The organism is Streptosporangium sp. NPDC049376 (assembly GCF_044466505.1).
Taxonomy (GTDB): Bacteria; Actinomycetota; Actinomycetes; order Streptosporangiales; family Streptosporangiaceae; genus Streptosporangium.
The window spans coordinates 179,540-200,722 of record NZ_JBITMT010000004.1 but is presented as its reverse complement, the minus strand read 5'-3'; the positions used below and the strand labels follow the sequence as shown (position 1 = coordinate 200,722).

Genomic DNA, 21,183 nt, shown 5'->3' with positions numbered 1-21,183 from the left:
GAGCTCTGGTCGCGAAAGGCGCGCCATGACTTCGCGACCACGTCGCAGCCCTACAGCAGGGAGCCAAGCTTCGGGTCGTACTCCCAGTGCCAAGGCTCAAAAGGACTGACATACGCCCATTTCGGATGCATCCAGCCGTACTTCTTGCTGTTGGCCTCCAGCCAGTTGAACTCGGCCGACCGGAAACGCTCCACGCCCCCGCACAGGTCCACGGCGAGCCCGAGACCGTGGTTACTGCGACCGGGCACGGCGGCGAATCCGGGCCTGCGGTAGTAGACGGACTGCTGTTCGGCCAGGCTCCGATAGCTGTCCGTCACGCACATGTGCTTGCCGAACCTCTGCCGGTAGGCCTCGTTCAGGCTGATGAACGCCAACGCCGCGTCGGCCCGCAGCTGGTTGCCCTGTTGCTGGAGCGGACAGAGATAGGCCTTGGGGATCAGGCCGTTGGGGAAGTCCTCCAGCGAGGTCGCCCTCGTCGGATCACACCCCCCCACGGGGTTGCCCGACCTGTTGACCTTGACCCCCAGTTTCACCAGTGCCTGCGTCAGCGATTTCACGATCTTGGAGGAGCGGTCCCTGAGGGTCTGGATCTCGGCGTTCATCTGCGCTTCCGCCAGAAGGGTGCTCGCCCGGAGTTCCTGGGCCTCCCCCGCCAGGCGCTCCTTCTCCGCCTGCAGACGGGCGCCGTCCCCAAGGACCTGGTTGCGTTCGGCCGCGATCTGGTTGATGTCGGCCATGGCTCTGAGGGTGGAGGCGTCGGCGTCACCGGCCAGGAAGAAAAGGGCATCGCCCCCGAGGGGACGCTGGTAGAGCTGACCGATCAGGTCCGACAACGGCTGTCGTAGCTGTGCGAAGGCCCGCTCCGCGACCTGCAACTCACGGAGCTTGGCGGCCAGTTCCTTCTCCGAAGCCTGGATCTTGGCACGCCTCTGCTCCAGCGCCTTTGTCGCGCTCTCCAGCTCCTTGGCTGCTTTCTCCGCCTCACGCCGCAGCTCGGTGAGGTTGACGGGTGCGCGAAGGGTTCCAGTCGGGGTGACCCGCGTTTTCCCTGCGAGGGTGGTCGACTTACCGGCGGCGACCGACTGGGCCTTCGTCTGCGTCGGATTCGCGGTAGCCACCCCCGGGACGAGGGAAGACATCGTCGCGACGACGACGATCAGGCCCGCCGATCGACGAGGTGGCACGTTCGACCCCTCCGTTTGCGAACTCGTGACCTGGGTCAGGCACGCACGTTACTACAGTCAACCAAGTGCCTGGGTCGGACTCAGTACAGCTGATATGCGCCAAACACCCCATTTGACCATCTGGCGGCTCAGGTCTTGTTGCGCATCTCTTCTACGCAGACCTCCCACAACCAGGTGTTCCGCCACTCCTTGGGGCACTCGAATCTGTCGTTCGACGGTTCGGGGCGCGGAGGCTTCTGGACAGGCCGTCGCACCGGCGGAGCCGGACGCTCCTTTCTGATCACACGAGTCGGGGGAGGCGGCTTGGCGACCCCCGCGGAGCGCGCCTTCGGGACGGCCACCGGCGGCACCCGCCTCCCGTAGACGCGGACGAGCCCATGCCGATGCGGGATGCCTCTCGGTCCCAGGACCGTACTCGGCGAGCCGGCCTCCGGCCGCTGGAGTGCGCCCGAGGGAACGGCCTCGGCCCTGCGCACCACATCCCGCACCGGTGCGATCGCCACGGGCACCAGGGCGATGGCGCGCGACGAACCACCGTTTCCCTCCTCCTCCGTCACTCCCCAAACCCCAAGTGCCTGCCTCGCCGCTTTCACCCTTTCCACGTAGGACTCACGGCGGCCACGATCATGAGCCCGAGCGAGCGCCCAGTCCTTCTCGTGTCTCAAGGCTCTGCCGATGTCACCGAGCCCTCGAAAGGCGGGTTGTGTGTCGAAGCCCTCGAAACCCTTACGGATGCCATGAAACCCATGGGCATGAGACTCGTGGGGGATACGAGGACCACGAGGCAGGCCATCACGGAACTGTCCTCCGGCGATCCCGCGAGAACCTGTCCGGTATCCGGTGAGTTCCGCCACCAGCAGGCCTATCGCCAGAAGCACGGGCGCCAGCATCGCCCCGCACAGCACGAGCAGCTGCAACGCTCGGTACCCGTGGATTCGATTCCGTTGCCCGTCCGTCACGGAGTGTGACACTAGGCGTCGCCACTCCGGCGACACTCGTCCACTTGCCGCCCTTTTACCGCAGCTCAGCGAACCGATAACCCGGCGATCGCCGCCAACTCCCCCTCCGGGCGCGCATCCACTCCACACTTTCGCTACTCTTATGGAGAGTCCCTGCCTCCGTAGCTCAGGGGATAGAGCACCGCTCTCCTAAAGCGGGTGTCGCATGTTCGAATCATGCCGGGGGCACTCTTCTTCCAGCGGGTACACGCTCGACCTGTGGCTGGGCCCGCCCGGGCGGGTCACGTCCACGCCGATGGCGCGTGATCCTGTTTCTACAAATTAAGCGGGTTGTGGGCCGGTACACCGTCCGCGACAAGGCGCATCCGGCACCTGGCGAGCCCATCGAACCCCAGGTGGCGGCGGCCCCCGCCCATCGGCCTGCTCGGTCAAAACCGTACCGACAAGCCGGACGGTCACCGCCCGGTCGAGGAAGATCCCGACCACGTTGGTGGGGCGGACCTCCTTGTTCAACCGCCCCGCGGGTTGTTCGACCAGGCCTGCCATCAGGCCTCGTTCGGGAAGGCGGCCGCGCGTGGTCCAGGCGCCCACACGCGACTGGCTACCCGGCCTCCAAGTCCTCGATGGCCCAGGCCTGCTGGACTCACATCCGCTCGACGGCGGGCCGGTCGAAGAAGCGCACGCCAGAGTCGCCGCTCGCGGCGGTCGGCGCGTTCATCGGTCCGCTCACCGCGTCCGGCGCCACAGGACATTGGCATCGGCCGACATCGGCGTCTCGGCCATGGTCTTCGCCATGGATCGCAACAGATCCGGATCGCCGGTCTCGATCTGCCGCGCCGGCCATCGCCTGGTTCAAGTTTCGAACTTGGTCTTCGCCACTCGAAGGATCACGTGACGGCCGTCCTCACTCAGGGCACCGCGCCATCCAGCCGGAAAACTCACACACCGCCTCTGTGGAGACGACCACCGGCCTCCTCCATATCAAGCACGGTTTGTGCGGGAGGACAGAGGAACCATCTCATATCGCCTTTCGAGCGACCCGCCACATCTAATCATCATAATATGTTATGTTACCCTCCCTAAAATCGTGACCTAGGAGGTTATATCGGTGAAGCGCTGGAAAAGAGGACTGGTCCCTGCGCTTCTCGTGGCGGTACTGGCAGTGACATGGGCCCAATCCGGGGAATCCGGCAGTGAGCGGGCCAAGGCATCCTACGCGTCCTTGAGCGAAGTACCGCAGAAGCTGGAAAAGGACGGCACGACGGTCTCGATCGGTGATCCCAACGCGGCCGTCACCGTCCATCTGTATGAAGATCCGCGCTGCCCGGTCTGCGAGGAATTCGAGCTGACGGGCGGTGGACCGGTCTTGCGGAACTGGGTCCTGCAGCGGAAAGCGAAAGCCGAATACACGCTGGCCTCTTTCCTGGATGATCGACTGGGCGGCAATGGCTCGAAAAGAGCCGTCAACGCCCTCCGAGCCGCCCTTGAGGTCGGGAAGTTCGCCGAGTACCACGCGGTCCTCTACGCGCACCAGCCCGATGAGCTGAACGACGGCTTTACCGAGGCACGGCTACTCGAACTGGCCTCTCTGGTCGACGGGCTCCGAAGCCCGTCCTTCGACACAGCCGTGAAAGGGATGAGGCACCAGGACTTCATTACAAGATCGCAACAGCAGTACCAGCAGGCGGGCACATATGAAGGCCGGCCGGGCCCGGGAACTCCCACCGTAGACATCAACGGCAGACGGGTTCCCGACGAGGACTTCGAGGCCATCTTCGACGAAGAAGGCTTCGCCTCGCTCCTCAGCATGGCCGAACCGGCGTCATAGCGAGCCTGCCTGGTTCCGTCACGGGCGGCACACGGAGTGATCCTGAAGATGCTCGCCCACTTCGCCGCTGTTTTCCAAGCGTTCCATCCGCATGGATCCCCCGGCCCGGCACCGGCATCACGTTCGGATCATCCTTACCGCGGACGATCGGGCTCGGCGGGGGGCACCTGACCGGACCAGGATCACGAGGAGAACCACACCGTCGCCGACGTCCTTGAGGGCGAACGGGAAGCCCCGGTGCGCGCCGGTGGCCGATCGCGGAGACCCACGCCTGTCGGCGTATTCCTCAGGCGGGTCGCGACGGGGCCAGGGCGGTGAACACCCGTTGGCGCAGCAGTTCGTACTGTTCACGGCACCGGCGGGGCGGGCCCGGTGGCCGATGCTGTACGTGGCCGCCGACAACGACCTCGCCGGAGCCGAACTGGTCGGAGGTGAAGTCAACCTCGGTGCCGTCAGGCAGCCGGTTCCAGTAGTGGTTCCAGGCCTTGGCCCCGTCGACATGGACCTCGCCAAGGATCAGGTCTCCGCCGAGCAGGTCCTGAACCACCAGTGCCGTCGTGCCGCACTGACTCCTCGCCGGGTTGTCCGGCCGCCACTGTTCACGGCCCACCGGATCACAGGTGTCGGGTCCCCATGCGGCTCTCAGCAACGGCCGCAGCAGTTCCGCGTTCAGCATCCTGGGAGTGTCGCAGAGAGGTACGACAAATCCGTTGACCGGCAGACGGGGCCGCGGCTGACTTGGGATCCTCCGCTTCCGCATGCGGCATTGGCCTCAACCGCGACCGTGGTGCCCTGACCCTCCACGGCACCGGAACACCCCACAACCGCGACCATGGCACCCGTTCTCTCTGTCGCGTCATGCGCAAAACCAGATAACGGCACGAAGACCAGAAGGGCGATCACCGAGTTCGCCGGAAATCCGCCGACCGACGGGGAGCACAGGTCCGCGTCGCGCTCGGTACACGCGCGAAGGCGCGCCGACCCGGCGGCGAGCGCTCCGGCGCCTTCGTGTCCGGCCGAGTCACCTTGGCCTCAGCGCGGCGGGATCCGCCGGGACGGCCGACGCCCGGCCTCCTTTGTCCGCATACGGCCATGAGGACAGCCCGACGAAAGAGGGGAGAATTCCTGCCGGAACCTCGATCAGCCAACCATCGCGAATGGGACTTTTCACATAAAAACGGCTGATATCAATGGGCATTTTCCTTTTCGGTGCGCTCAATCCGCCCACAACAATCCTGTCAGTTCGGCCACATTTTTGGCACTGGCGCCCATCACGCCCCATTGATAAATGTTGCTCACCAGGCCGCTCTTTCCAGGGTCTGCCATGTGGATCGCCCCCTGGAAACCGTTCCAGAAGCCCGGAGACAGGCCCGGAGGCGGGTTCTTCCCACTGAACGCGGCAGCCCAGGAATGCACGCGTGCGCTCCCTGCGACGGAACACGAGACGTCGAGGGCGTCGAGCCGAGCGGCTCGACGCGAACCACCCAGAGAGGATTCCGTAGCCACCATGACCACCCCGGTTTCCAGCCTCACCGCGACCGAGATCGAGCGGACCACCGCCCTGGTACGCGAAGCCGGTCTGGCCGGCGAGAGCGTCCGCTTCGTCTACGTCGGCCTGCTCGAACCGCACAAGCAGGAGGTGCTCGCCTTCCAGGCGGGCACCGGGCCCAGGCCCGACCGCCGGGCACGGGTGCTGCTGCTCGACACCGCGACCGGTGACGCCCGGGACGTGACCGTCGACCTCACCGCCGACGTGGTGGCCGCGATCGTCGACGTCGACGGTTCCCACGGCGGGATGCCGATCCTGGCCGAGGAGTTCATGGCGGTTGACGGGATCCTCGCCCAGGACCCGGTCTGGGTCGACGCGCTGGCCAAGCGCGACCTGACCCCCGAGCAGGTGAGATGCGCACCGCTCTCGGCCGGTGCCTTCGGCCTGCCCGGTGAGGAGGGCAAACGGATCATCCGGGTGCTCTGCTTCGCCCTGCTCGACCCCGACGCTCACGTCTGGGCGCACCCGGTGGACGGATTGAGCGCCTACGTCGACCTTATCGCGAGGAAGGCGACCGAGATCATCGACATCGGCGTCTTCCCGCTGCCGGAGGAACGGAGCAGGTTCCACCTCCCGCAGGGGCGCCCGGCGCCGTTGGAGACCCTGAGGCCCATCGAGATCACCCAGCCGGAGGGGCCGTCGTTCCAGGTCGAGGGCGACCGGATCACCTGGGCGAACTGGTCCTTCACCTTCGGGTTCGACGCCCGTGAGGGTCTGGTGCTCCACCAGTTGTCCTACGCCGACCCCGACCACGACGGCGAGGTCCGGCCGATCGTCTACCGCGCCTCCATCGCCGAGATGGTGGTGCCGTACGGCGATCCGGCTCCGGTCCGGTTCTGGCAGAACTACTTCGACACCGGTGAGTACCTCTTCGGCCGGTTCGCGAACTCGCTCACCCTGGGCTGCGACTGTCTCGGCGAGATCCACTACGTCGACGTCGACCTGGCCGACGAGACCGGCGACGTGCGGCGCATCCCCAACGCGATCTGCCTGCACGAGGAGGACCACGGCACGCTGTGGAAGCACACCGACATCTACACCCCGAACTCCGCCGAGGTCCGCCGCCAGCGCCGCCTGGTGATCTCGTTCTTCACCACGATCGGCAACTACGACTACGGCTTCTACTGGTACCTCTACCTCGACGGCAGGATCGAGTGTGAGGCCAAGCTCACCGGCATCCTCTTCACCTCGGCCTACCGCGGGCTGCAGGAGTGGCCCTACGCCGGAGAGGTCGCCCCGGGTCTGGGCGCACCGTTCCACCAGCATCTGTTCAGTGCCCGCCTCGACATGATGGTGGACGGTGTCCGGAACGCGGTCGACGAGGTCGACGCGGTCCGGGTGCCGGTCTCTCCGGAGAATCCGTACGGCAACGCCTTCGGCCACGCCCGCACCCGGATCGTGAGCGAGGCCGAGGGGGTGCGCAGCGCGGACGCCTCCGTCGGGCGGTCATGGCACGTGGTGAGCACCGAGCGCACCAACCGGCTCGGACAGCCGACCGGCTACGTGCTGCGCTCCGAGCAGCACCCGACCCTGCTGGCGGACCCGTCCTCGTCGATCGCCGCGCGGGCGGCGTTCACCACCCGGGATCTGTGGATCACCCGGTACGCGCCCGAGGAGCGGTACCCGGCCGGCGAGTTCGTCAACCAGAACCCCGGCGGGGACGGCCTGCCGGCGTACGTGGCGGGTGACCGGCCCCTGGACGGCGAGGACGTCGTGCTGTGGCACACCTTCGGCGTGACCCACTTCCCGCGGCCCGAGGACTGGCCGGTGATGCCGGTCGACCACACCGGATTCTCGCTGACGCCGTACGGGTTCTTCGACCGCAACCCCGCGCTGAACGTGCCCGCCAACACGGCCAAGCACTGCGACGGACACCATCACTCCGAAGAGTGATCACCAAATGGTGACATATCCGCCCATGGCGTATTGTCGCCGCAGTCGCCAGGTACGGCGATCGCGGCGGCAGTGGGACGGGGCGTGGCGTGGTGGGGGAAGAGGGCTTCGACCGGCGGGTCGAACCGTTCCGGGCGGAACTGCTGGCCTACTGCTACCGGATGCTCGGCTCGGCCCACGACGCGGAGGACCTGGTCCAGGACACGTACCTGAGGGCGTGGCGGGCGCGGGAGCAGTACGACGACACTCGCAGCTCGCTGCGCACCTGGCTCTACCGGATCGCGACGAACGTCTGCCTGACCGCCCTGGAGGTTCGCGGTCGTCGGCCGCTGCCCTCGGGGCTGGTCGCCGCCTCCGACCCGCTCGCGCCGTTCGTCCAGGGAGAGCACGCCACCTGGCTCCAGCCCCTGCCGGACTCGTCACTGGAGGCGGGTGACCCGGCCGGGACCGTGATCGACCGCAGCAGCCTGCGTCTGGCGTTCGCCTCCGCCCTGCAACACCTGTCGGCCCGGCAGCGTGGCGCGCTGATCCTGCGTGAGGTGCTCGGCTTCTCCGCCGCCGAGGCGGCGGAGATCCTCGGCACCACCGTCGTGTCGGTGAACAGCTCCCTGCAGCGGGCGCGTACCCGCATGAAGGAGATCGGCGACCTGCGGGAACGGGTCAGCGAGCCGTCCGCGACCGAGCAGCGCGCCTGGATCGAGCGTTACATGAAGGCCTTCGAGCTCGCCGACGTCGAAGGCCTCAAACGGCTGCTCACCGAGGACGTCATCATGGAGATGCCGCCGATGCTCAACTGGTTCTCCGGCCGCGGCAACTACGGCCTGTTCATGGAGTGGGTCTTCGAGAAGGCCGGGAAGGACTGGCTCCTCAGAGAGGTCACGGCCAACGGCGGCCAGCCCGGCTTCGCCGCCTACCGGCGTGTCGGCGACGGGTACGGCCTGCACACGCTCCAGATCTTCACCGTCGTCGACGGGGGCATCGCCCGGAACTCGGTGTTCCAGGACCCCGCCGTCTACGCGACCTTCGGCCTGGCGGCCAGGCTCGACGACGAGGGACGCGCCGTCGCCGGGGTCTGATCGGGCCCCGGCCCGTGCGCCGAAAACGTCCTGGCTTCTTCTGCGCGCCGGCGCGATGAGTTCCGACCTCACCGCCGGTATGTACTGACGAGCTCGCCGGAACACCCCGGCGAGCCGTTCACAGGGGAGAATCCGATGTCGGACAGTCGTGTGGAAGACGAGGCCGCGATCCAGGCCGTACTGGTCGCCTCCTACAGGGCGTGGGCGGCGGGCGACGCCGACGGCATGGTCGCCGACTACACCGAGGACGCGACCGCCATCATGACCGGCTCACTCCGCGGCAGCCGTGAGGTGATCCGTCAGAACATGGCCCTGGGCTTCGAGGGCCCGCTCAAGGGCAGTTGGACCCACAACAAGCAGCTCGGCATCCGTTTCGTCGGCAGGGACGGCGCGATCGTCATCAGCGAGTCCGCCATCCTGTTCCCCGGCGAGACCGAGGTCCCGGACGACCGGCGCAAGGTGAACGCGACCTGGGTCTTCGAGAGGCGGGACGGCCGATGGTTGATCGCCGCCTACCACAACAGCCCGGTGGTGGCGCACTGACGAACTGACCACGCAACGGGGGCGGCCACCACCTTCCCCCTCATCGGAGAAAGGTGGTGGCCGTACGGCCCGTGGGGGGTGTCCAGACGGCGGGCAGGAGTTCGGTGGCCCTCCGGTAGGCGAGTTTGAGGGTGGCGTGCCGGATGGCCGCGGTCTCGCCGGTCTGGGTCATGAGGACCTCGCGCAGCGGATGACGTGACTCGATGAGGTCGTTGTTGCGCTGTTCGAGCCAGGGCATCCACTCCTGGTGCGGCGCCCGGTCCCGCTTGGCGTCGTTGCAGGGCTTGCATGCCAGGACCAGGTTCCAGATGGCGTCGACGTCGGGACCGTTCCAGTGCCGGGTGAGCAGTTTCCACGGCAGGACGTGTTCGACGACGGGCCCCGCCATGACCTGGTCGCAGTAGGCGCAACGGCCGTCCTGGTATCCGTTGAGGGCGGCGACGACCCCGGTCACGGACTTGCGACGCTGTCTGGTCCGCAGAACCAGCTCCTGGGTTCCTGAGTCGTAGACCAACCCGAGCACGGCGTCGGACACACCGGTCGCCCACGCCGTCTCCACCAGCCGCCAGCGGGCGGTGATCTCGGCGCCGAGGCCCGGGGCGTGCGCTGACAGGGCGAGTTCGCGGAGCTCGTCGCGCAACACCAGCCCCGGAGCGGTGGAGTCCCGGCGCCGGTCCTCGTAGTAGCGCACCGGCGCCGGGCCGCCGCCGAGCTGAGGGAAGGCGTCGACGACGTTGGCGAAGCCGAACTGGACGGTGCGCCGGTGCAGCGTGTCCCGGTCGAGTTCGCCCGCGTTGAACGCGCGGCAGGCGTCCAGGAACCTGCTGCGGGCGGCGGTGCCCTGCCGGTCCTGACGGCGCAGGGCCTGACAGAGCAGTTCCGCGTACGGCACCGCCAGCTCTTCGAGCGTCACGTGGGTGCGGCCGGTGGCGGCGACCTTCAGGAGGGTCGTGCCGAAGGCGAACTTGTAGGTGGCCGAGTTGGCACCGTACAGGACGATGGCACGCCATACGCTCTCACCGGTGACCACGCCGCGTCGGTAATCCACCCGTGCAGTATCGATCAAGGGGGCGACATTTTGCGCCAAAGCCGGACAATCACCTATGGCAAGTTGGTCCGCGACCGGATTCCGGAGGTCATCGAGGCCGACGGGTTGACGGCCGAGGTCAGGGTGCTCGACGAGTCGGAGCTGGTCCCGGCGTTGACCGCCAAGCTCGTCGAGGAGGCCGAGGAACTACGTCAGGCGAGCCCCGACGACCGTCTGGGGGAGCTGGCCGACATTCACGAGGTGTTGACGACCCTCACCGAGACACTCGGGTTCTCCGATGAGCAGATTCGGGAGGCGGCCCGCCGTAAGCGAGCCGAGCGAGGCGGCTTCGACCGCCGCCTGTGGCTCGACAAGGTGACGCGACCCGACGAGCTCGGGGGCTGATGGCGCCCTGCCCCGGTGTGTCCGGGGCAGGGCGCCGAACGGTCCCGGTCAGTCGCGTTCCAGGATCACCAGGGGGATGCCCCTGGGCGCCTCGGCCCGGTACTTGTCGTAGAGGGGGAAGATCGAGGTCATCAGCCTCCACAGTGGGGGCTTCTCCTCCTCGGTCGCGGTGCGGGCCCTGGCGGTGAACCTGTCCGGGCCGACCTGCACCGCGACGGCCGGGTCCTCGCTCAGGTTGAGATACCAGGCGGGGTGTTCCGCCGAGCCGGCGTTCGAGGCCACCAGCAGATGGCGGCCGTCGGCCTGGCCGTAGATCAACGCGGTACGGCGCAGCATGCCGCTCCTCCTGCCCCGGGTGGTGAGCAGCAGGGTCGGCCATCCCTGGTACATGTGGCCGTCCGCGCCGTCGGTCTCGACGTACCGGCGGATGTGTTCGGCCACCCAGCCTGTCCTGCTGTCGTGAACCTCTGGATCCGTCATCCGGTCATCCCGGTGGGACCGGTTCTGGCGAGGCTCGCGTGGAGGTGGTAGCGCCTGAACTCGTTCCTCCGCACGCCGGGGAACTCCAGGACCCGTAGCCATTCGGGTGTGGAGCCGACGGTTCCCCGCCCACTGTTGTCCAGGGCCTCCTGGTGGGACGCCTCGTCCGTCCATTCCGCGTAGTTGAGCACCCGGGTGCCGTCCAGGCTGGTGTGGAAGTGGCCGGAGATCCCTCCGGGATGCAGGTCGGTCTCGGCGGCCAGCGCCGCGAAGACCGTGTCCACCCACCGTTCCTGCCGTTCCCGGTCGGGGCCGTCGAACTCGACGGAGACGATGACGACGCATCCCGGCACCGGAGCGTTCTCCCTGAGCCCGCTGCGGTAGAGCCGGTAGGCGACCGGCTCGGCCCCCATCGGGGAGTAGGGGCCGTCCGGTTCGTCTGCCCACTGCTCGTAGACCAGCACGTCCTGCCCGTCGGTGCTGACGTAGACGTTGACCGAGACAAGTCCTTCGGGCCACGGTCTGTTCTCCCACGCCGTGGTGACGGCCATCGGTGGCGTGTGCCGCAGGGGCCACCGGCCGACCAGTACGGCACCGGCGTCGGCGCGGGCCAGGGTGGGGTTGAGGTCTCGGACGAGGTTCGTCATGCCGCCTGCTTCCTGTCGTTGTACGGGTTCTTGTTCCTTGCGTCCCTGAGCGCGTCCGCCCACCACAGGAGCTGGTCGAGCAGGGTTTCGGCCGCCGGACCGCAGCCCGGGTCCTTCGGCAGGCCGTCGGAACCGAAGCGGTTCCAGGCGTCGTGGAAGCTGACCGTCTCGCGGACGGTGACCGTGTGCAGTTCGGCGAAGACCGCGCGAAGATGCTCGACCGCCCGCAGGCCCCCGGACATACCGCCGTAGGAGACGAAGCCGACCGGTTTGGCCTGCCACTGGGTGAAGTGCCAGTCGATCGCGTTCTTCAGGGACGCGGGGAAGCTGTGGTTGTACTCGGGGGTGACGACCACGAAGGCGTCCGCCGCCTCAAGCCGCGGGGTCAGTGTCTTCAGGGCCTGTACGGCCTCGGGTGACGGAGCCTGCCCGAAGGCCGGAAGCACCTCGGGCAACGGTGTGTCGGCCAGGTCGACGAGGTCCACCAGGACGTCGTCGCGTGACCTGGCCCGGTCGGCGAACCAGTTCGCCACGGTCGGCCCGAACCGGCCCTGCCTGACGCTGCCCACGATCACCGCGAGCCGCAACGGTTCCATGACATGTCCTCCTTTGGGGACCCCGAAGCGGGGAACCCCGAGACGGTGGGGTGAGAACAAGCCTGGAACTTAAACAAAGGTTCAAGTCAAGCTAGGGTGGGCCGCATGACACGAGCCGGGGAACTCACCGTCGGCGAGTTGTCGGCTCGCAGCGGTGTCCCCACCTCCGCCCTGCGTTTCTACGAACGCCAGGGGCTGATCCACAGCAGACGCACCACGGGAAACCAGCGCCGCTACACCAGGGGCACGCTGCGCAGGGTGGCCTTCATCCGCGCCTCGCAGAGCGTCGGTCTCCCGCTCTCCGCGATCGGTGAGGTCCTGGCCCTGCTGCCCGCCGACCACACCCCGAGCAAGGAGTTCTGGGTCCGGGCCTCGGATTGCTGGAGAGATCGGCTCAACGAGCGCATCGAACGGCTGGAGCGGATGCGTGACCGGTTCACCGAGTGCATCGGCTGTGGCTGCCTGTCGTTCGAGGAGTGCGCGCTGGTCAATCCCGGCGACGCCATGGGTGAGGAGGGGTCCGGGCCACGGCGGCTGTTCGCCCCCTGACCCGCGGGGCGAGCCGTACGGTGACCGGGTGTGAGACGCCTGCCTCGTCGGCGAGGCGGCCGAAGGACAGGGTGAGACGCGGGCCGGTCACGGCGGCCGGGGGGCGTCGAGCGCCGCGGTAACGCCCCCCGGAACGCCTCTCGGCAGGGCTTCACATCGGGTCAGGCACGGTCGCTCATCCAGAGTTCGATGAGCCGTCCTGTGTCGGCGGTGAGCGGGGTGACGCTCTTCTCCCGGTGGTTCACCTCGACCTCGACCGGCCGCAGGTCGGGGACCTGTCCGCTGGCGAGCGCGGCCGGCTCGGGCAGTTGCTCGTAGGCCCCGGGGAACCACCAGTAGACCTGCGCGGTGAGGGCCTTGTCCCCCTTCTCGACGTGGGTCCTGGTGAGCTCCTGCATGGCCTCCAGGGCGGCGATGATGTGGGTGTCGCCGATCTCGTGGACGATCAGGTACTCGGGGACGGGGAAGGAGACCAGCGCGCCGTACCTGGCGGCCCCGACGTGGCGCCTGAGCACGTGGATGTGGGAGCCGACGTAGCGGTGGGTCTCCCCGACGTGGGTGATCGGGACGCCCCAGATCGCGTCGGTCTTGGCGTAGTGGGGTTCCTTGGTCAGGGAGGCGTGCAGCGCGGCGCCGAAGACCTGTTCCTCGGGTCTGTCGCCGATCTGGGAGCGGTTGAGCGGCACGATCGAGTCGGGCGTGTCGACGACCACCGTCTCGACGAGTCCCGGAGCGAGTGTGCGGGTCAGCAGGGCGTCCCGCAGGCCGGGCGGCTCGGACAACGCCTCCTCGGTGTACAGGCGCATCCGCAGCGACTCCTCGGCCAGCAGCCGCTCGATGTCGGACCACGGCGGTGACGGCTGTGCCTGCGCGCGGATCGACCTGGCGAACCCCTGGGCGACGTGCGCGATGAACGACGGCAGTTGGGCCGGGGGGATCTCGGCGGCGCGGGCACGCCACTCACCGATGTCGATGGTGAAGTCGCTGACACCCGGGTAACTGACGCCGACGGTCGTCGGGCCGATGAGGCTGCCCGTGACACCCTCTTCGGCGAGGGCCTTGACCAGGCCTTCGCCGACGACATCGTGGGTCATGGGTTCTCCGATCAGAGAGGACCGATGACGGCTGTGTCGCCCCCGTTGGCACAGCGTCACGGGCCAGGCATCGGTCGCCGGTATTACCTAACCCGGGCATTATGCCGCTTTCGCCGGTCGCGATGATCACCGAAGGAGTCCCCTGGGAGGGGGACCGCCGATCATCCGCGTGACGGACGACCCGCCCGGCCGCCCCCGCCTAGCCTTCCGGCATCGGACCGCACCGGACGGCCCGCGGAAACAGGAAAGGCAGGAACGACGTGAGCAAGTCGCGTACCACGCTCGACGACATCGCGGCCCTCGGCCCCGAGCTCGACGAGAACCAGCTCCTCCAGGTCAGCGGCGGCGCGAAGAGCCAGGTCATCGTGATCCACGGTAACCACTCCCACACCTCCGGCGACAGCTGATCGGTCCGCCACGGGGACGTGTGGGACCGCGTCCCCGTGCGGGATCCCTGATGATCCTCGTACTGACCTCCGCAGGAGACGACCACGCCGACCACGTGACCGGTCTCCTCACGTCCGCGGGCGCGGACGTCGTCGTCTTCGACCCCGCCTCCTACCCGGTCCGCGCGAGCGTGGAGATCGGCCTGTCGGGTGACGGTTCGACCCGCAGGGTGCTCGACACCGGTGAGCGCAGGGTCGTGCTGGACGAGCTGACCTCGCTCTGGTACCGCAGGCCGCTGCCCCCTGCCGTGAGCCCCGCCATCCGCCGGGAGCACGTGAAGGCCTCCGTGAAGGCCTACGTCGAGCAGGAGTGCCTGGCCGTGACCGAGGGGCTGTGGGACGGTCTCGGCTGCCTGACGGTTCCCGCCCCGAGGCCGGTCGTCGACCGGGCCGGGCGCAAGCCGTACCAGCTCGAACAGGCGCGGCTGCTCGGCTTCGAGCTGCCCGAGACGTTGATCACCACCGATCCGGACGGCTTCCTCGACTTCTACGACCGGCACGAGGGACGGGTGATCACCAAGCCCGTGCACGGCAACCGGTTCGAGGCGGACGGGGAGCGGTTCGGCCGGTTCGCGGCACCGGTCACCCCCGCGGACGTGGCGCACGCCGACGCGCTGCGGCTGTGCCCGGTCATCGTCCAGGCCTACGTGCCCAAGCGGGTCGAGGTGCGGGTGACCGTGGTCGGGCGGCAGGTCTTCGCCGCGGAGATCCACTCCCAGGTGAGCAACCACACGCGCTACGACTGGCGGCACTACGACCCGGGCGCCACCCCCATCAGGACGCACGAGCTGCCCGCCGAGATCGCCACGCGGTGCGTGCGGCTGGTCGAACGGCTCGGCCTCGTCTACGGCGCGATCGACCTGATCCTCACGCCCGACGGCCGCCATGTCTTCCTTGAGATCAACCCGAACGGCCAGTTCCTCTGGATCGAGGCCGCGACGGGACTTCCCATCGGCGCGGCGATCCGCGACCTGCTCATGATCGGAGCGACGTGATGGCGGACGGCCGGACGCTGGCTGAGGCGTTGCGCGTGCTCACCGACGGCGCCGACCTGGGCGCCTTCCGGCGCGCCAACCCCGGTCTCCGGGTACGGCTGGTCGCCCAGCGGGAGGAGTTCGACGGCTCCCTCCAGCACGCCCTGCTCCTCAAGGAGCCCGACGGCTCGACCGTCTCCCTGTCGTGGTCCCCCGCCCTGGGGCTGCCCTGGCCGCTGCGCGGCGTGCACCGGGCGGCCGAACACCTGCTGCTGCGGGTCAACGGCGTCGAGACCCCGGTCGCCAGGGCCGTCGCCTGCCTGGACTTCGTCTGGGACGAGCGCGGGGTCGCCGACCGCCTGGTGACGGACTGCCTGGTGCGGGAGGCGCTTGAGGAGGAGCCGGAGCCGATCTCCGACGCGGAGCTGCAGCGGGCGATGGACGCCTTCCGCCGGGCGCGCGGGCTGCTGACCGGCGCCGGGACCCGGGCCTGGATGGAGCGCAACCACATCTCCCACGCCGAGCTTGAGGAACTGGTCGCGGTCGAGGCCTCGGTCGCCAGGCTGCGTTCGCGGGTCGCCGCCGGGCGGGTCGAGGACTGGTTCGCCGCCCACGGCCGCGACCTCGACGCCGTACGGCTGGCCAGGGTCGTCCTCGCCCCCGCAAACCCCAGGAGCCCCGAAAGCCCCAGGAGCCCCGGCCTTGGAAGCTCCGGCCTTGGGAGTCCCGTCCTTGGGAGCTCCGGCCTTGGGAGTCCCGTCCTTGGGAACCCGGACGACTTCCTCGCCGACGTCGAGCGGGCGTTCGCCGCGGGCCTGGCCGTACCGGGTGAGGTGTTCGTCACCGCGCGCAGACCGGAGCTGGCCGGGGAGATCGGTGAGGAGGCGGCCGAGGTGGTCCTGTCCGCCGCGCCGGGAACGCTCGCCGGCCCCTTCCCCACGGCTCTGGGCGACCTGACGGTCAAGGTGCTCGCTGTGGAGCCCGCCGTACTCGACGACGCGGTCCGTGACCTGGTCGAGCGGCGGATCTTCGCCGAGTGGATCGAGCGGCGCAGGAGGGCCGCGAAGATCGAGTGGTTCTGGGGTACGGCGGAGCGCACCGGCGGCACACGGGAAAATCAGCCCGAAAGGTAAGAGAAGTCCGCCGGGCTCGGGGGAGAAAATCACGGGAAGCCCTGGAAACCGCAGGAACCCGTGACGAGGAGAATCCGATGACGTTGCTGACCGTCTGGGCCGACGACGACCCGGACACCGTGCTCACCAGGACCGAGGACCCCGAGGAGGTCGCCGACGCGCTCAAGCCGTTCGGGATCCGGTTCGAGCGGTGGGAGCCGGTCAGGGACCTGCCTGCGGAGCCGACCCCGGAGCAGGTGCTCGACGCCTACCGCGACGAGGTCGACCGGGTGATCGGCCAGGAGGGATACGTGCTGGTCGACGCCGTGCGCATGACGCCCTCCGACGATCCGGAGTGGGCCGAGCAGGCCGCCAGGGCACGGGAGAGGTTCCTCTCGGAGCACACGCACGCCGACGACGAGGACCGTTTCTTCGCGCGGGGCGCCGGGGTGTTCTACCTGCACCTCGACGACAGGGTGTACGCGGTGCTGTGTGAGGCGGGTGACCTGCTCAGCGTGCCCGCGGACACCACTCACTGGTTCGACATGGGCACCCGGCCCGACTTCGTGGCGATCCGGTTCTTCCACGACGAGGACGGCTGGGTCGGGGACTTCACCGGCAGTCGCCTGGCCGACGACTTCGCGGACTTCGACACGCTCATCGCCACCCGCTGACCGGCGGGTCCACCCGGGGTCACCCGGGATCACTCGGTGGGAGACTCCACCCGCCGTCTCAGCTCGGCGTTCAGGCGCAGGGCCTCCTCAAGCTGGTCCTCCAGGGCGATGATGCGACAGGCCGCGTCGAGTGGGGTGCTCTGGTCGAGCAGCCTGCGGGCGCGGGCGGCCAGGTGGAGCCGGCGGCGGGAGTATCTGCGGTGGCCCCCGGCGGACCGGAGGGGTTCGATCAGCCGGGCGACGCCCAGGCTGCGCAGGAACGCCGGGGCGACGTCGAGGATCTCCGCGGCCCGCCCATGCTGTAGGCGGGGTGGTCGTCATCGTCGAACCTGTCGAACAGCGCCGGCCGGGCCTCTCCCATCGCACCTTCCGTGACGTGTGTCGGGCCCCGGTGCGCGCGAAGCACCGGGGCCCGAGGAGTTCAACACCATCTACCGGCTATCCTGCCGGTCTTCCTTGACCGCACACGCCCCGTCGAAGGCGGGGCGGGCGGGAATCGCGTGTGAGTTGACGAGGAACCACCTCCAGAGCCGTGGGTCTGCGGTGTGGTGTCCGTCTCCCCTTTCCCATGTTCCGCGACGCGGCGGGCACCGGGCGGGACCGTGTCGCGAGAGGTCCCGCGCGACCGGTGGCCTCCCCGCGTCGCACGGCTTTTTCGTCACCTGTCACAGATGTTTTTCCCTTTCCGTGACACAAAAAATGCTATGTCTCCTATATTCGAATGTCTACATCCATGACTGGAGATTTACCCAGATCACTCCTCGGTACGGCCCCGCCGAGGGAGCCGAGGGACAGGCTGGCCAGCAGGCCGACCGCGAGGAAGCCCGCCGCCCCGAACGCCGCGTAGCGCGTGCCGACCGCGAAGGACTCCTTGGCCGCCTCGGCGACCCCGGGCAGCCGGGACAGCCCGGCGATGGCTCCTCCCGCGCTGCGCTGCACGGCCGAGACGATCTGCTCACGCCGTACCGGGTCGACACCGTCCGCCTGGCTCAGCCGGTGGTCGAGGTCGGCGCTGAGCCCGCCGAAGAGCAGCGTGCCGAGTACGGCGATGCCCAGCGCGGAGCCGATCTGCCTGACCGTGCTCTGCGTGCCCGAGCCCTGACCGCTGCGCTCAACCGGGACCTCGGCCAGGACCACCCCGGTGAGCTGGGCGGTCGCCAGCCCGATGCCCATGCCGTAGCAGAACAGGAACGGCACCGGCAGCGCCCACGGAGTGCCGGCGGAAATCACCAGGCCGAGTCCGGCGATCCCGGCGATCTCCAGAACCAGGCCGAGCCGGACCACGAAGGCCGCTCCCCTGGCCCGCGACAACGGGGAGGCGAAGGCACTGGCGGCGAAGGAGCCGACCGCGAGCGGCAGCAGGGCGACCCCCGTCTCCAGCGGCGAGTAGCCCAGGACGAACTGCATCCACAGCGGCAGCGCGAACAGCACGCCGAACTCGCCGAGGCTGACGATCAGTGCGGCGATGTTGCCGTTGCGGAAGGAGGTGATGGACAGCAACGACAGGTCCAGCAGGGCGACCTGGCCACGCCGGCCACGACCCCGCTCGACCAGCACGAAGGCGGTCAGGGCCAGCGCGGAGGCGGCGAAGGCGACGGGCACCGGGGACAGCGCGAACGGCCATCGCCATCCGCCGACGGTGAAGGGCTCGACGGACCGCCACCAGCCGTAGACCCTCCCCTCGACCAGCCCGAACACCAGCAGGCCGAACCCGAGCGTCGACAGCACCGCGCCACCCAGGTCGGCGCCCCGCCTGCCGTCCGACTCCCGCGACTCGGCCACGAAGACCAGCACCCCGGCCAGTACGGCCACCGCGACCGGGATGTTGACGCCGAACGCCCAGCGCCAGGACAGGTCCGTGGTGAGCCAGCCGCCGACCAGTGGCCCGAGCGCGGCCATCCCCCCGATCGTGGCGCCCCAGACGGCGAACGCGGTCGCCCTGTCCCTGCCCCGGAAGCCCGCGTTCAGCAGGGACAGCGTCGTGGGGAAGATCATGGCCCCGCCGACGCCCTGCAGGATCCTGGCCCCGATGAGCATCGGCCCGCTGACGGAGAAGGAGGCCAGCAGGGACGTCAGCGCGAACAGCGCGACCCCGGTCAGCAGGAGTCTGCGCCTGCCGAGCCGGTCGGCGAGCCTGCCGAAGGTGAGCAGCAGCGCGGCGAACACCAGCGCGTAGGACTCCTGGATCCACTGCGCGTCGGTCGAGCTGAGCCCGAGGTCACCGATGATCTGCGGGACGGCCACGTTGGTGATCGTCGTGCTGGAGATGACCATCGCCACGGCCAGCGCGATGAAGGCCAGCCCGGCCCACCGCGTCCGTTTCGTCTCCGCCGTCTCCGGCGGCGCCGTCACGCCCATACGCTCTCCTTTTCGAACCTTGACCCTCTTTGGGCCGAAAATACTAAGTACCCTTAGCATCCTTCGGATAGCGTGGACGGAGGGTTTCAGCCGAAGGCCGGAAAAATGGGATTCATGGATGATCACGCCTCATGGGCGACCGGCCGCCTGCTCCTGGTGGCCGCGCGGCTGGTGGAACGCGAGTGGAACGCCGTGCTCGCCGAACGCGGCCTGACCCACGCGGGCTTCCTGACCCTGCACGTCCTGCAGGACGGTCCCCGGACCCAGCGGGAGCTCGCGGCCCACACCTACGTCGAGGAGCAGACGATCCGGCCGGTGCTCGACCGGCTCGAACGCGACGGTCACATCGTCCGCGAGCGGGACACGACTGACCGGCGCCGGGTGATGGTGAGCCGTACCGACCTGGGCGGGCGGACCTACGCCGAGATCATGAAAGGAGACCCGGCCGAGCGAATCATCGCCGACCGGGTCGAGGACCCCGGCGCGCTGCGCGCCGAGTTGATCCGGCTGATCACCGGAATCCGGAGTCGTTGAACGGCCGGTGGCCCCGGAGGACGCACGGGACCACCGGCCGTCGGTCACTTCTCCGAGGTGTAGCTGGTGAAGGAACGTTCCGGCTTCAACGTGACGGCGTTGTAGCACTTGACGCCGTTGACGACGGCGTCGTTCGGCGGGGTGACCCAGAGCTTGTAGATGTTGCAGTACTCGGGACCGGGGCCGAACGCGGTCACCTGGACGTGGTCACGGAGATAACCGATCTTGGGGAAGGTCACCTTCCGTCCGGGCGCGAAGTTCTGGACGGTGTTCCCACCGGGCACCAGGGTGTTGAAGTTGATCCCGGCGGGAGTCGGCGCGTACGGCCCGGCCGCCGTCGGGTTGGTGTCGAGGACGTAGCCGAAGAACCTGGGCGGAACCGCGGCCCCGGTGATCGCCCGCTGACGCTGGTAGGTCAGCGTCCAGCCGGTGTTGATCGGCCGGCTCGTCGCGTCATGGCAGATCACCTTCACGTTCTGCGCGCTGACGGCCGATCCCCACGAGCCGATCTTGCAGCGGGCGGGCCGCTGCGGGTCGACGGCGGTCACCTGGAAGCCACCCTCGGGGCCCGGCGACCCGAGCCCGGGAAGGGTGACGCCCCAGACGCCGGTCCCGCCCGAGGCGACCGTGTTGACCGCGCCCGACGAGTTGAACTGCGAGGCGATCCCACCGCCGTTGTAGTGGATGTAGCCGAGCGCCTGCGGCGCGGGCAGCAGGCCGGTGCTCGTCTCGTAGACGATGGTGAACGGGGTGAACACCGGGGTGCCGCCGTACTTGTAGCACTGGACGACCGCGACCTGGTCAGCGCCGGAGGGCAGCCAGGTCTGCAGCTGGCACCATTCGGCGTTCGGCGAGACGGCCGTCACGTGCGCGACGCCACCGGAGCTCGCGATGCCCGGGAAGACCACCTTCACCTGGCCCGTCGCACCGGGCGAGACGGTTACGGTCGGCCCCGACGCCCAGCTTCCCGCCTGGTGGGCCAGGGAGGGGACGCCGGAGAAGACGTCGACGAAGGCGAATCCCCAGCGGTCGGGGACCGCCGCCTGGGCGTTCGTGGTCGGGATGAGTCCGGCGAGGAGCGCTGCGATGCCGCACAGAACTCCGAGAAACGTTTTTCTCAACCGGTGCATGCGTTTCTCCATCCTTATTTCTGGGGGGTGTGATGGCGCATATGGGAGCGACACCGGTGGAAGCCGGTGCTGATACGGGGGATGGATGAAGCCGGCCTTTTGGCCTCTGCGCCATTGATAACCCA

The 21,183-nt window shown here is 68.6% G+C and carries 22 protein-coding genes, 1 tRNA gene and 2 pseudogenes; 12 read left to right on the top strand and 13 right to left on the bottom strand.

What is annotated here, in order from left to right:
* Positions 1-50: 50 nt before the first annotated feature.
* A complete protein-coding gene (locus tag ACIBVQ_RS13825) occupies positions 51-1,184 on the bottom strand; it encodes a D-alanyl-D-alanine carboxypeptidase family protein (protein ID WP_399177689.1) in 1,134 nt (377 codons plus the stop codon).
* A 128-nt stretch (positions 1,185-1,312) separates the two neighbouring features.
* Entirely contained in the window at positions 1,313-1,741 is a 429-nt protein-coding gene (locus ACIBVQ_RS13820) for a hypothetical protein (protein ID WP_399177687.1), read from the bottom strand.
* A 557-nt stretch (positions 1,742-2,298) separates the two neighbouring features.
* Between ACIBVQ_RS13820 and ACIBVQ_RS13815 the strand changes: the two genes are divergently transcribed.
* A tRNA-Arg gene (locus ACIBVQ_RS13815) sits at positions 2,299-2,371 on the top strand.
* 86 nt (positions 2,372-2,457) lie between these two features.
* Here ACIBVQ_RS13815 and ACIBVQ_RS13810 read toward each other — a convergent pair.
* Positions 2,458-2,685: pseudogene (locus tag ACIBVQ_RS13810) on the bottom strand (transposase); the annotation flags it as partial.
* A 680-nt stretch (positions 2,686-3,365) separates the two neighbouring features.
* Between ACIBVQ_RS13810 and ACIBVQ_RS13805 the strand changes: the two are divergent.
* Complete coding sequence (locus ACIBVQ_RS13805) at positions 3,366-3,971, top strand: thioredoxin domain-containing protein (protein WP_399177685.1); 606 nt, start codon at positions 3,366-3,368, stop codon at positions 3,969-3,971.
* A 286-nt stretch (positions 3,972-4,257) separates the two neighbouring features.
* Here ACIBVQ_RS13805 and ACIBVQ_RS13800 read toward each other — a convergent pair whose 3' ends face one another.
* On the bottom strand, positions 4,258-4,647 hold the full coding sequence (locus ACIBVQ_RS13800) for a hypothetical protein (protein ID WP_352014192.1): 390 nt from the start codon (positions 4,645-4,647) through the stop codon (positions 4,258-4,260).
* Between the two features lie 539 nt (positions 4,648-5,186).
* Positions 5,187-5,387 (bottom strand): hypothetical protein, encoded by a 201-nt coding sequence (locus ACIBVQ_RS13795; protein WP_362779451.1) that lies wholly within the window; start codon positions 5,385-5,387, stop codon positions 5,187-5,189.
* Between the two features lie 91 nt (positions 5,388-5,478).
* Here ACIBVQ_RS13795 and ACIBVQ_RS13790 point away from each other — a divergent pair, with 91 nt between their 5' ends.
* The 3 genes from ACIBVQ_RS13790 to ACIBVQ_RS13780 all read left to right on the top strand — a co-directional run bounded on the left by ACIBVQ_RS13790 (position 5,479) and on the right by ACIBVQ_RS13780 (position 9,032).
* Entirely contained in the window at positions 5,479-7,413 is a 1,935-nt protein-coding gene (locus tag ACIBVQ_RS13790) for a primary-amine oxidase (RefSeq protein ID WP_399177682.1), read from the top strand.
* An 89-nt stretch (positions 7,414-7,502) separates the two neighbouring features.
* Positions 7,503-8,489, top strand: coding sequence for a sigma-70 family RNA polymerase sigma factor (locus ACIBVQ_RS13785; RefSeq protein WP_399177680.1), 987 nt, complete (start codon positions 7,503-7,505; stop codon positions 8,487-8,489).
* A 135-nt stretch (positions 8,490-8,624) separates the two neighbouring features.
* Positions 8,625-9,032, top strand: coding sequence for an SgcJ/EcaC family oxidoreductase (locus ACIBVQ_RS13780; RefSeq protein ID WP_352014196.1), 408 nt, complete (start codon positions 8,625-8,627; stop codon positions 9,030-9,032).
* 40 nt (positions 9,033-9,072) lie between these two features.
* Here ACIBVQ_RS13780 and ACIBVQ_RS13775 read toward each other — a convergent pair whose 3' ends face one another.
* Complete coding sequence (locus tag ACIBVQ_RS13775; protein WP_399177678.1) at positions 9,073-10,080, bottom strand: HNH endonuclease; 1,008 nt, start codon at positions 10,078-10,080, stop codon at positions 9,073-9,075.
* A gap of 30 nt (positions 10,081-10,110) precedes the next feature.
* Here ACIBVQ_RS13775 and ACIBVQ_RS13770 point away from each other — a divergent pair, with 30 nt between their 5' ends.
* Positions 10,111-10,464 carry a phosphoribosyl-ATP pyrophosphohydrolase gene (locus ACIBVQ_RS13770; RefSeq protein WP_399177676.1) on the top strand — a complete coding sequence of 118 codons (354 nt, stop codon included), beginning with the start codon at positions 10,111-10,113 and terminating at the stop codon, positions 10,462-10,464.
* 48 nt (positions 10,465-10,512) lie between these two features.
* Here ACIBVQ_RS13770 and ACIBVQ_RS13765 read toward each other — a convergent pair whose 3' ends face one another.
* The 3 genes from ACIBVQ_RS13765 to ACIBVQ_RS13755 are packed head-to-tail and all read right to left on the bottom strand — an operon-like array spanning position 10,513 to position 12,187.
* Complete coding sequence (locus ACIBVQ_RS13765; RefSeq protein WP_399177675.1) at positions 10,513-10,944, bottom strand: nitroreductase family deazaflavin-dependent oxidoreductase; 432 nt, start codon at positions 10,942-10,944, stop codon at positions 10,513-10,515.
* Complete coding sequence (locus ACIBVQ_RS13760) at positions 10,941-11,591, bottom strand: antibiotic biosynthesis monooxygenase (RefSeq protein WP_399177673.1); 651 nt, start codon at positions 11,589-11,591, stop codon at positions 10,941-10,943. Before ACIBVQ_RS13760 ends, ACIBVQ_RS13765 begins: the two co-directional genes overlap by 4 nt.
* Positions 11,588-12,187: an NADPH-dependent FMN reductase gene (locus tag ACIBVQ_RS13755; protein WP_399177671.1), complete on the bottom strand. Its 600-nt coding sequence runs from the start codon at positions 12,185-12,187 to the stop codon at positions 11,588-11,590. Before ACIBVQ_RS13755 ends, ACIBVQ_RS13760 begins: the two co-directional genes overlap by 4 nt.
* Before the next feature lie 105 nt (positions 12,188-12,292).
* Here ACIBVQ_RS13755 and soxR point away from each other — a divergent pair, with 105 nt between their 5' ends.
* Entirely contained in the window at positions 12,293-12,736 is a 444-nt protein-coding gene (gene soxR, locus ACIBVQ_RS13750) for a redox-sensitive transcriptional activator SoxR (RefSeq protein ID WP_352014202.1), read from the top strand.
* A 161-nt stretch (positions 12,737-12,897) separates the two neighbouring features.
* On the opposite strand, the gene ACIBVQ_RS13745 is transcribed toward soxR, so the two are convergent.
* A complete protein-coding gene (locus tag ACIBVQ_RS13745) occupies positions 12,898-13,830 on the bottom strand; it encodes a hypothetical protein (RefSeq protein WP_399177669.1) in 933 nt (310 codons plus the stop codon).
* Positions 13,831-14,090: 260 nt separating this feature from the next.
* Here ACIBVQ_RS13745 and ACIBVQ_RS13740 point away from each other — a divergent pair, with 260 nt between their 5' ends.
* From ACIBVQ_RS13740 to ACIBVQ_RS13725, 4 genes are all read left to right on the top strand, one after another.
* Complete coding sequence (locus tag ACIBVQ_RS13740; RefSeq protein ID WP_184718277.1) at positions 14,091-14,237, top strand: hypothetical protein; 147 nt, start codon at positions 14,091-14,093, stop codon at positions 14,235-14,237.
* Between the two features lie 50 nt (positions 14,238-14,287).
* Positions 14,288-15,271 carry an MvdC/MvdD family ATP grasp protein gene (locus tag ACIBVQ_RS13735; protein ID WP_352014204.1) on the top strand — a complete coding sequence of 328 codons (984 nt, stop codon included), beginning with the start codon at positions 14,288-14,290 and terminating at the stop codon, positions 15,269-15,271.
* Positions 15,271-16,383 (top strand): TIGR04500 family putative peptide maturation system protein, encoded by a 1,113-nt coding sequence (locus tag ACIBVQ_RS13730; RefSeq protein ID WP_399177666.1) that lies wholly within the window; start codon positions 15,271-15,273, stop codon positions 16,381-16,383. The genes ACIBVQ_RS13735 and ACIBVQ_RS13730 overlap by 1 nt, the downstream gene beginning before the upstream one ends.
* A 77-nt stretch (positions 16,384-16,460) precedes the next feature.
* Positions 16,461-17,036, top strand: coding sequence for a cupin (locus ACIBVQ_RS13725; RefSeq protein ID WP_362779422.1), 576 nt, complete (start codon positions 16,461-16,463; stop codon positions 17,034-17,036).
* 29 nt (positions 17,037-17,065) lie between these two features.
* On the opposite strand, the pseudogene ACIBVQ_RS13720 reads toward ACIBVQ_RS13725, so the two are convergent.
* Together ACIBVQ_RS13720 and ACIBVQ_RS13715 are read right to left on the bottom strand one after the other, a co-directional pair.
* Positions 17,066-17,397, bottom strand: a pseudogene (locus ACIBVQ_RS13720) (MerR family transcriptional regulator).
* A gap of 350 nt (positions 17,398-17,747) precedes the next feature.
* A complete protein-coding gene (locus ACIBVQ_RS13715; RefSeq protein ID WP_399177664.1) occupies positions 17,748-19,394 on the bottom strand; it encodes an MFS transporter in 1,647 nt (548 codons plus the stop codon).
* A gap of 114 nt (positions 19,395-19,508) precedes the next feature.
* Between ACIBVQ_RS13715 and ACIBVQ_RS13710 the strand changes: the two genes are divergently transcribed.
* Positions 19,509-19,928: a MarR family winged helix-turn-helix transcriptional regulator gene (locus tag ACIBVQ_RS13710; protein WP_399177662.1), complete on the top strand. Its 420-nt coding sequence runs from the start codon at positions 19,509-19,511 to the stop codon at positions 19,926-19,928.
* 44 nt (positions 19,929-19,972) lie between these two features.
* Here ACIBVQ_RS13710 and ACIBVQ_RS13705 read toward each other — a convergent pair whose 3' ends face one another.
* Complete coding sequence (locus ACIBVQ_RS13705; RefSeq protein ID WP_399177661.1) at positions 19,973-21,058, bottom strand: hypothetical protein; 1,086 nt, start codon at positions 21,056-21,058, stop codon at positions 19,973-19,975.
* Between the last annotated feature and the right edge of the window lie 125 nt (positions 21,059-21,183).

Coding starts and splice junctions, on each gene's coding strand:
- ACIBVQ_RS13780 (WP_352014196.1), top strand. CDS start 8,625: ATGTCGGACAGTCGTGTGGAAGACGAGGCCGCGATCCAGGCCGTACTG.
- ACIBVQ_RS13730 (WP_399177666.1), top strand. CDS start 15,271: ATGGCGGACGGCCGGACGCTGGCTGAGGCGTTGCGCGTGCTCACCGAC.
- ACIBVQ_RS13710 (WP_399177662.1), top strand. CDS start 19,509: ATGGATGATCACGCCTCATGGGCGACCGGCCGCCTGCTCCTGGTGGCC.
- ACIBVQ_RS13705 (WP_399177661.1), bottom strand. CDS start 21,058: ATGCACCGGTTGAGAAAAACGTTTCTCGGAGTTCTGTGCGGCATCGCA.
- soxR (WP_352014202.1), top strand. CDS start 12,293: ATGACACGAGCCGGGGAACTCACCGTCGGCGAGTTGTCGGCTCGCAGC.
- ACIBVQ_RS13715 (WP_399177664.1), bottom strand. CDS start 19,394: ATGGGCGTGACGGCGCCGCCGGAGACGGCGGAGACGAAACGGACGCGG.
- ACIBVQ_RS13745 (WP_399177669.1), bottom strand. CDS start 13,830: ATGACCCACGATGTCGTCGGCGAAGGCCTGGTCAAGGCCCTCGCCGAA.
- ACIBVQ_RS13735 (WP_352014204.1), top strand. CDS start 14,288: ATGATCCTCGTACTGACCTCCGCAGGAGACGACCACGCCGACCACGTG.
- ACIBVQ_RS13725 (WP_362779422.1), top strand. CDS start 16,461: ATGACGTTGCTGACCGTCTGGGCCGACGACGACCCGGACACCGTGCTC.
- ACIBVQ_RS13765 (WP_399177675.1), bottom strand. CDS start 10,944: ATGACGGATCCAGAGGTTCACGACAGCAGGACAGGCTGGGTGGCCGAA.
- ACIBVQ_RS13800 (WP_352014192.1), bottom strand. CDS start 4,647: ATGCTGAACGCGGAACTGCTGCGGCCGTTGCTGAGAGCCGCATGGGGA.
- ACIBVQ_RS13755 (WP_399177671.1), bottom strand. CDS start 12,187: ATGGAACCGTTGCGGCTCGCGGTGATCGTGGGCAGCGTCAGGCAGGGC.
- ACIBVQ_RS13790 (WP_399177682.1), top strand. CDS start 5,479: ATGACCACCCCGGTTTCCAGCCTCACCGCGACCGAGATCGAGCGGACC.
- ACIBVQ_RS13760 (WP_399177673.1), bottom strand. CDS start 11,591: ATGACGAACCTCGTCCGAGACCTCAACCCCACCCTGGCCCGCGCCGAC.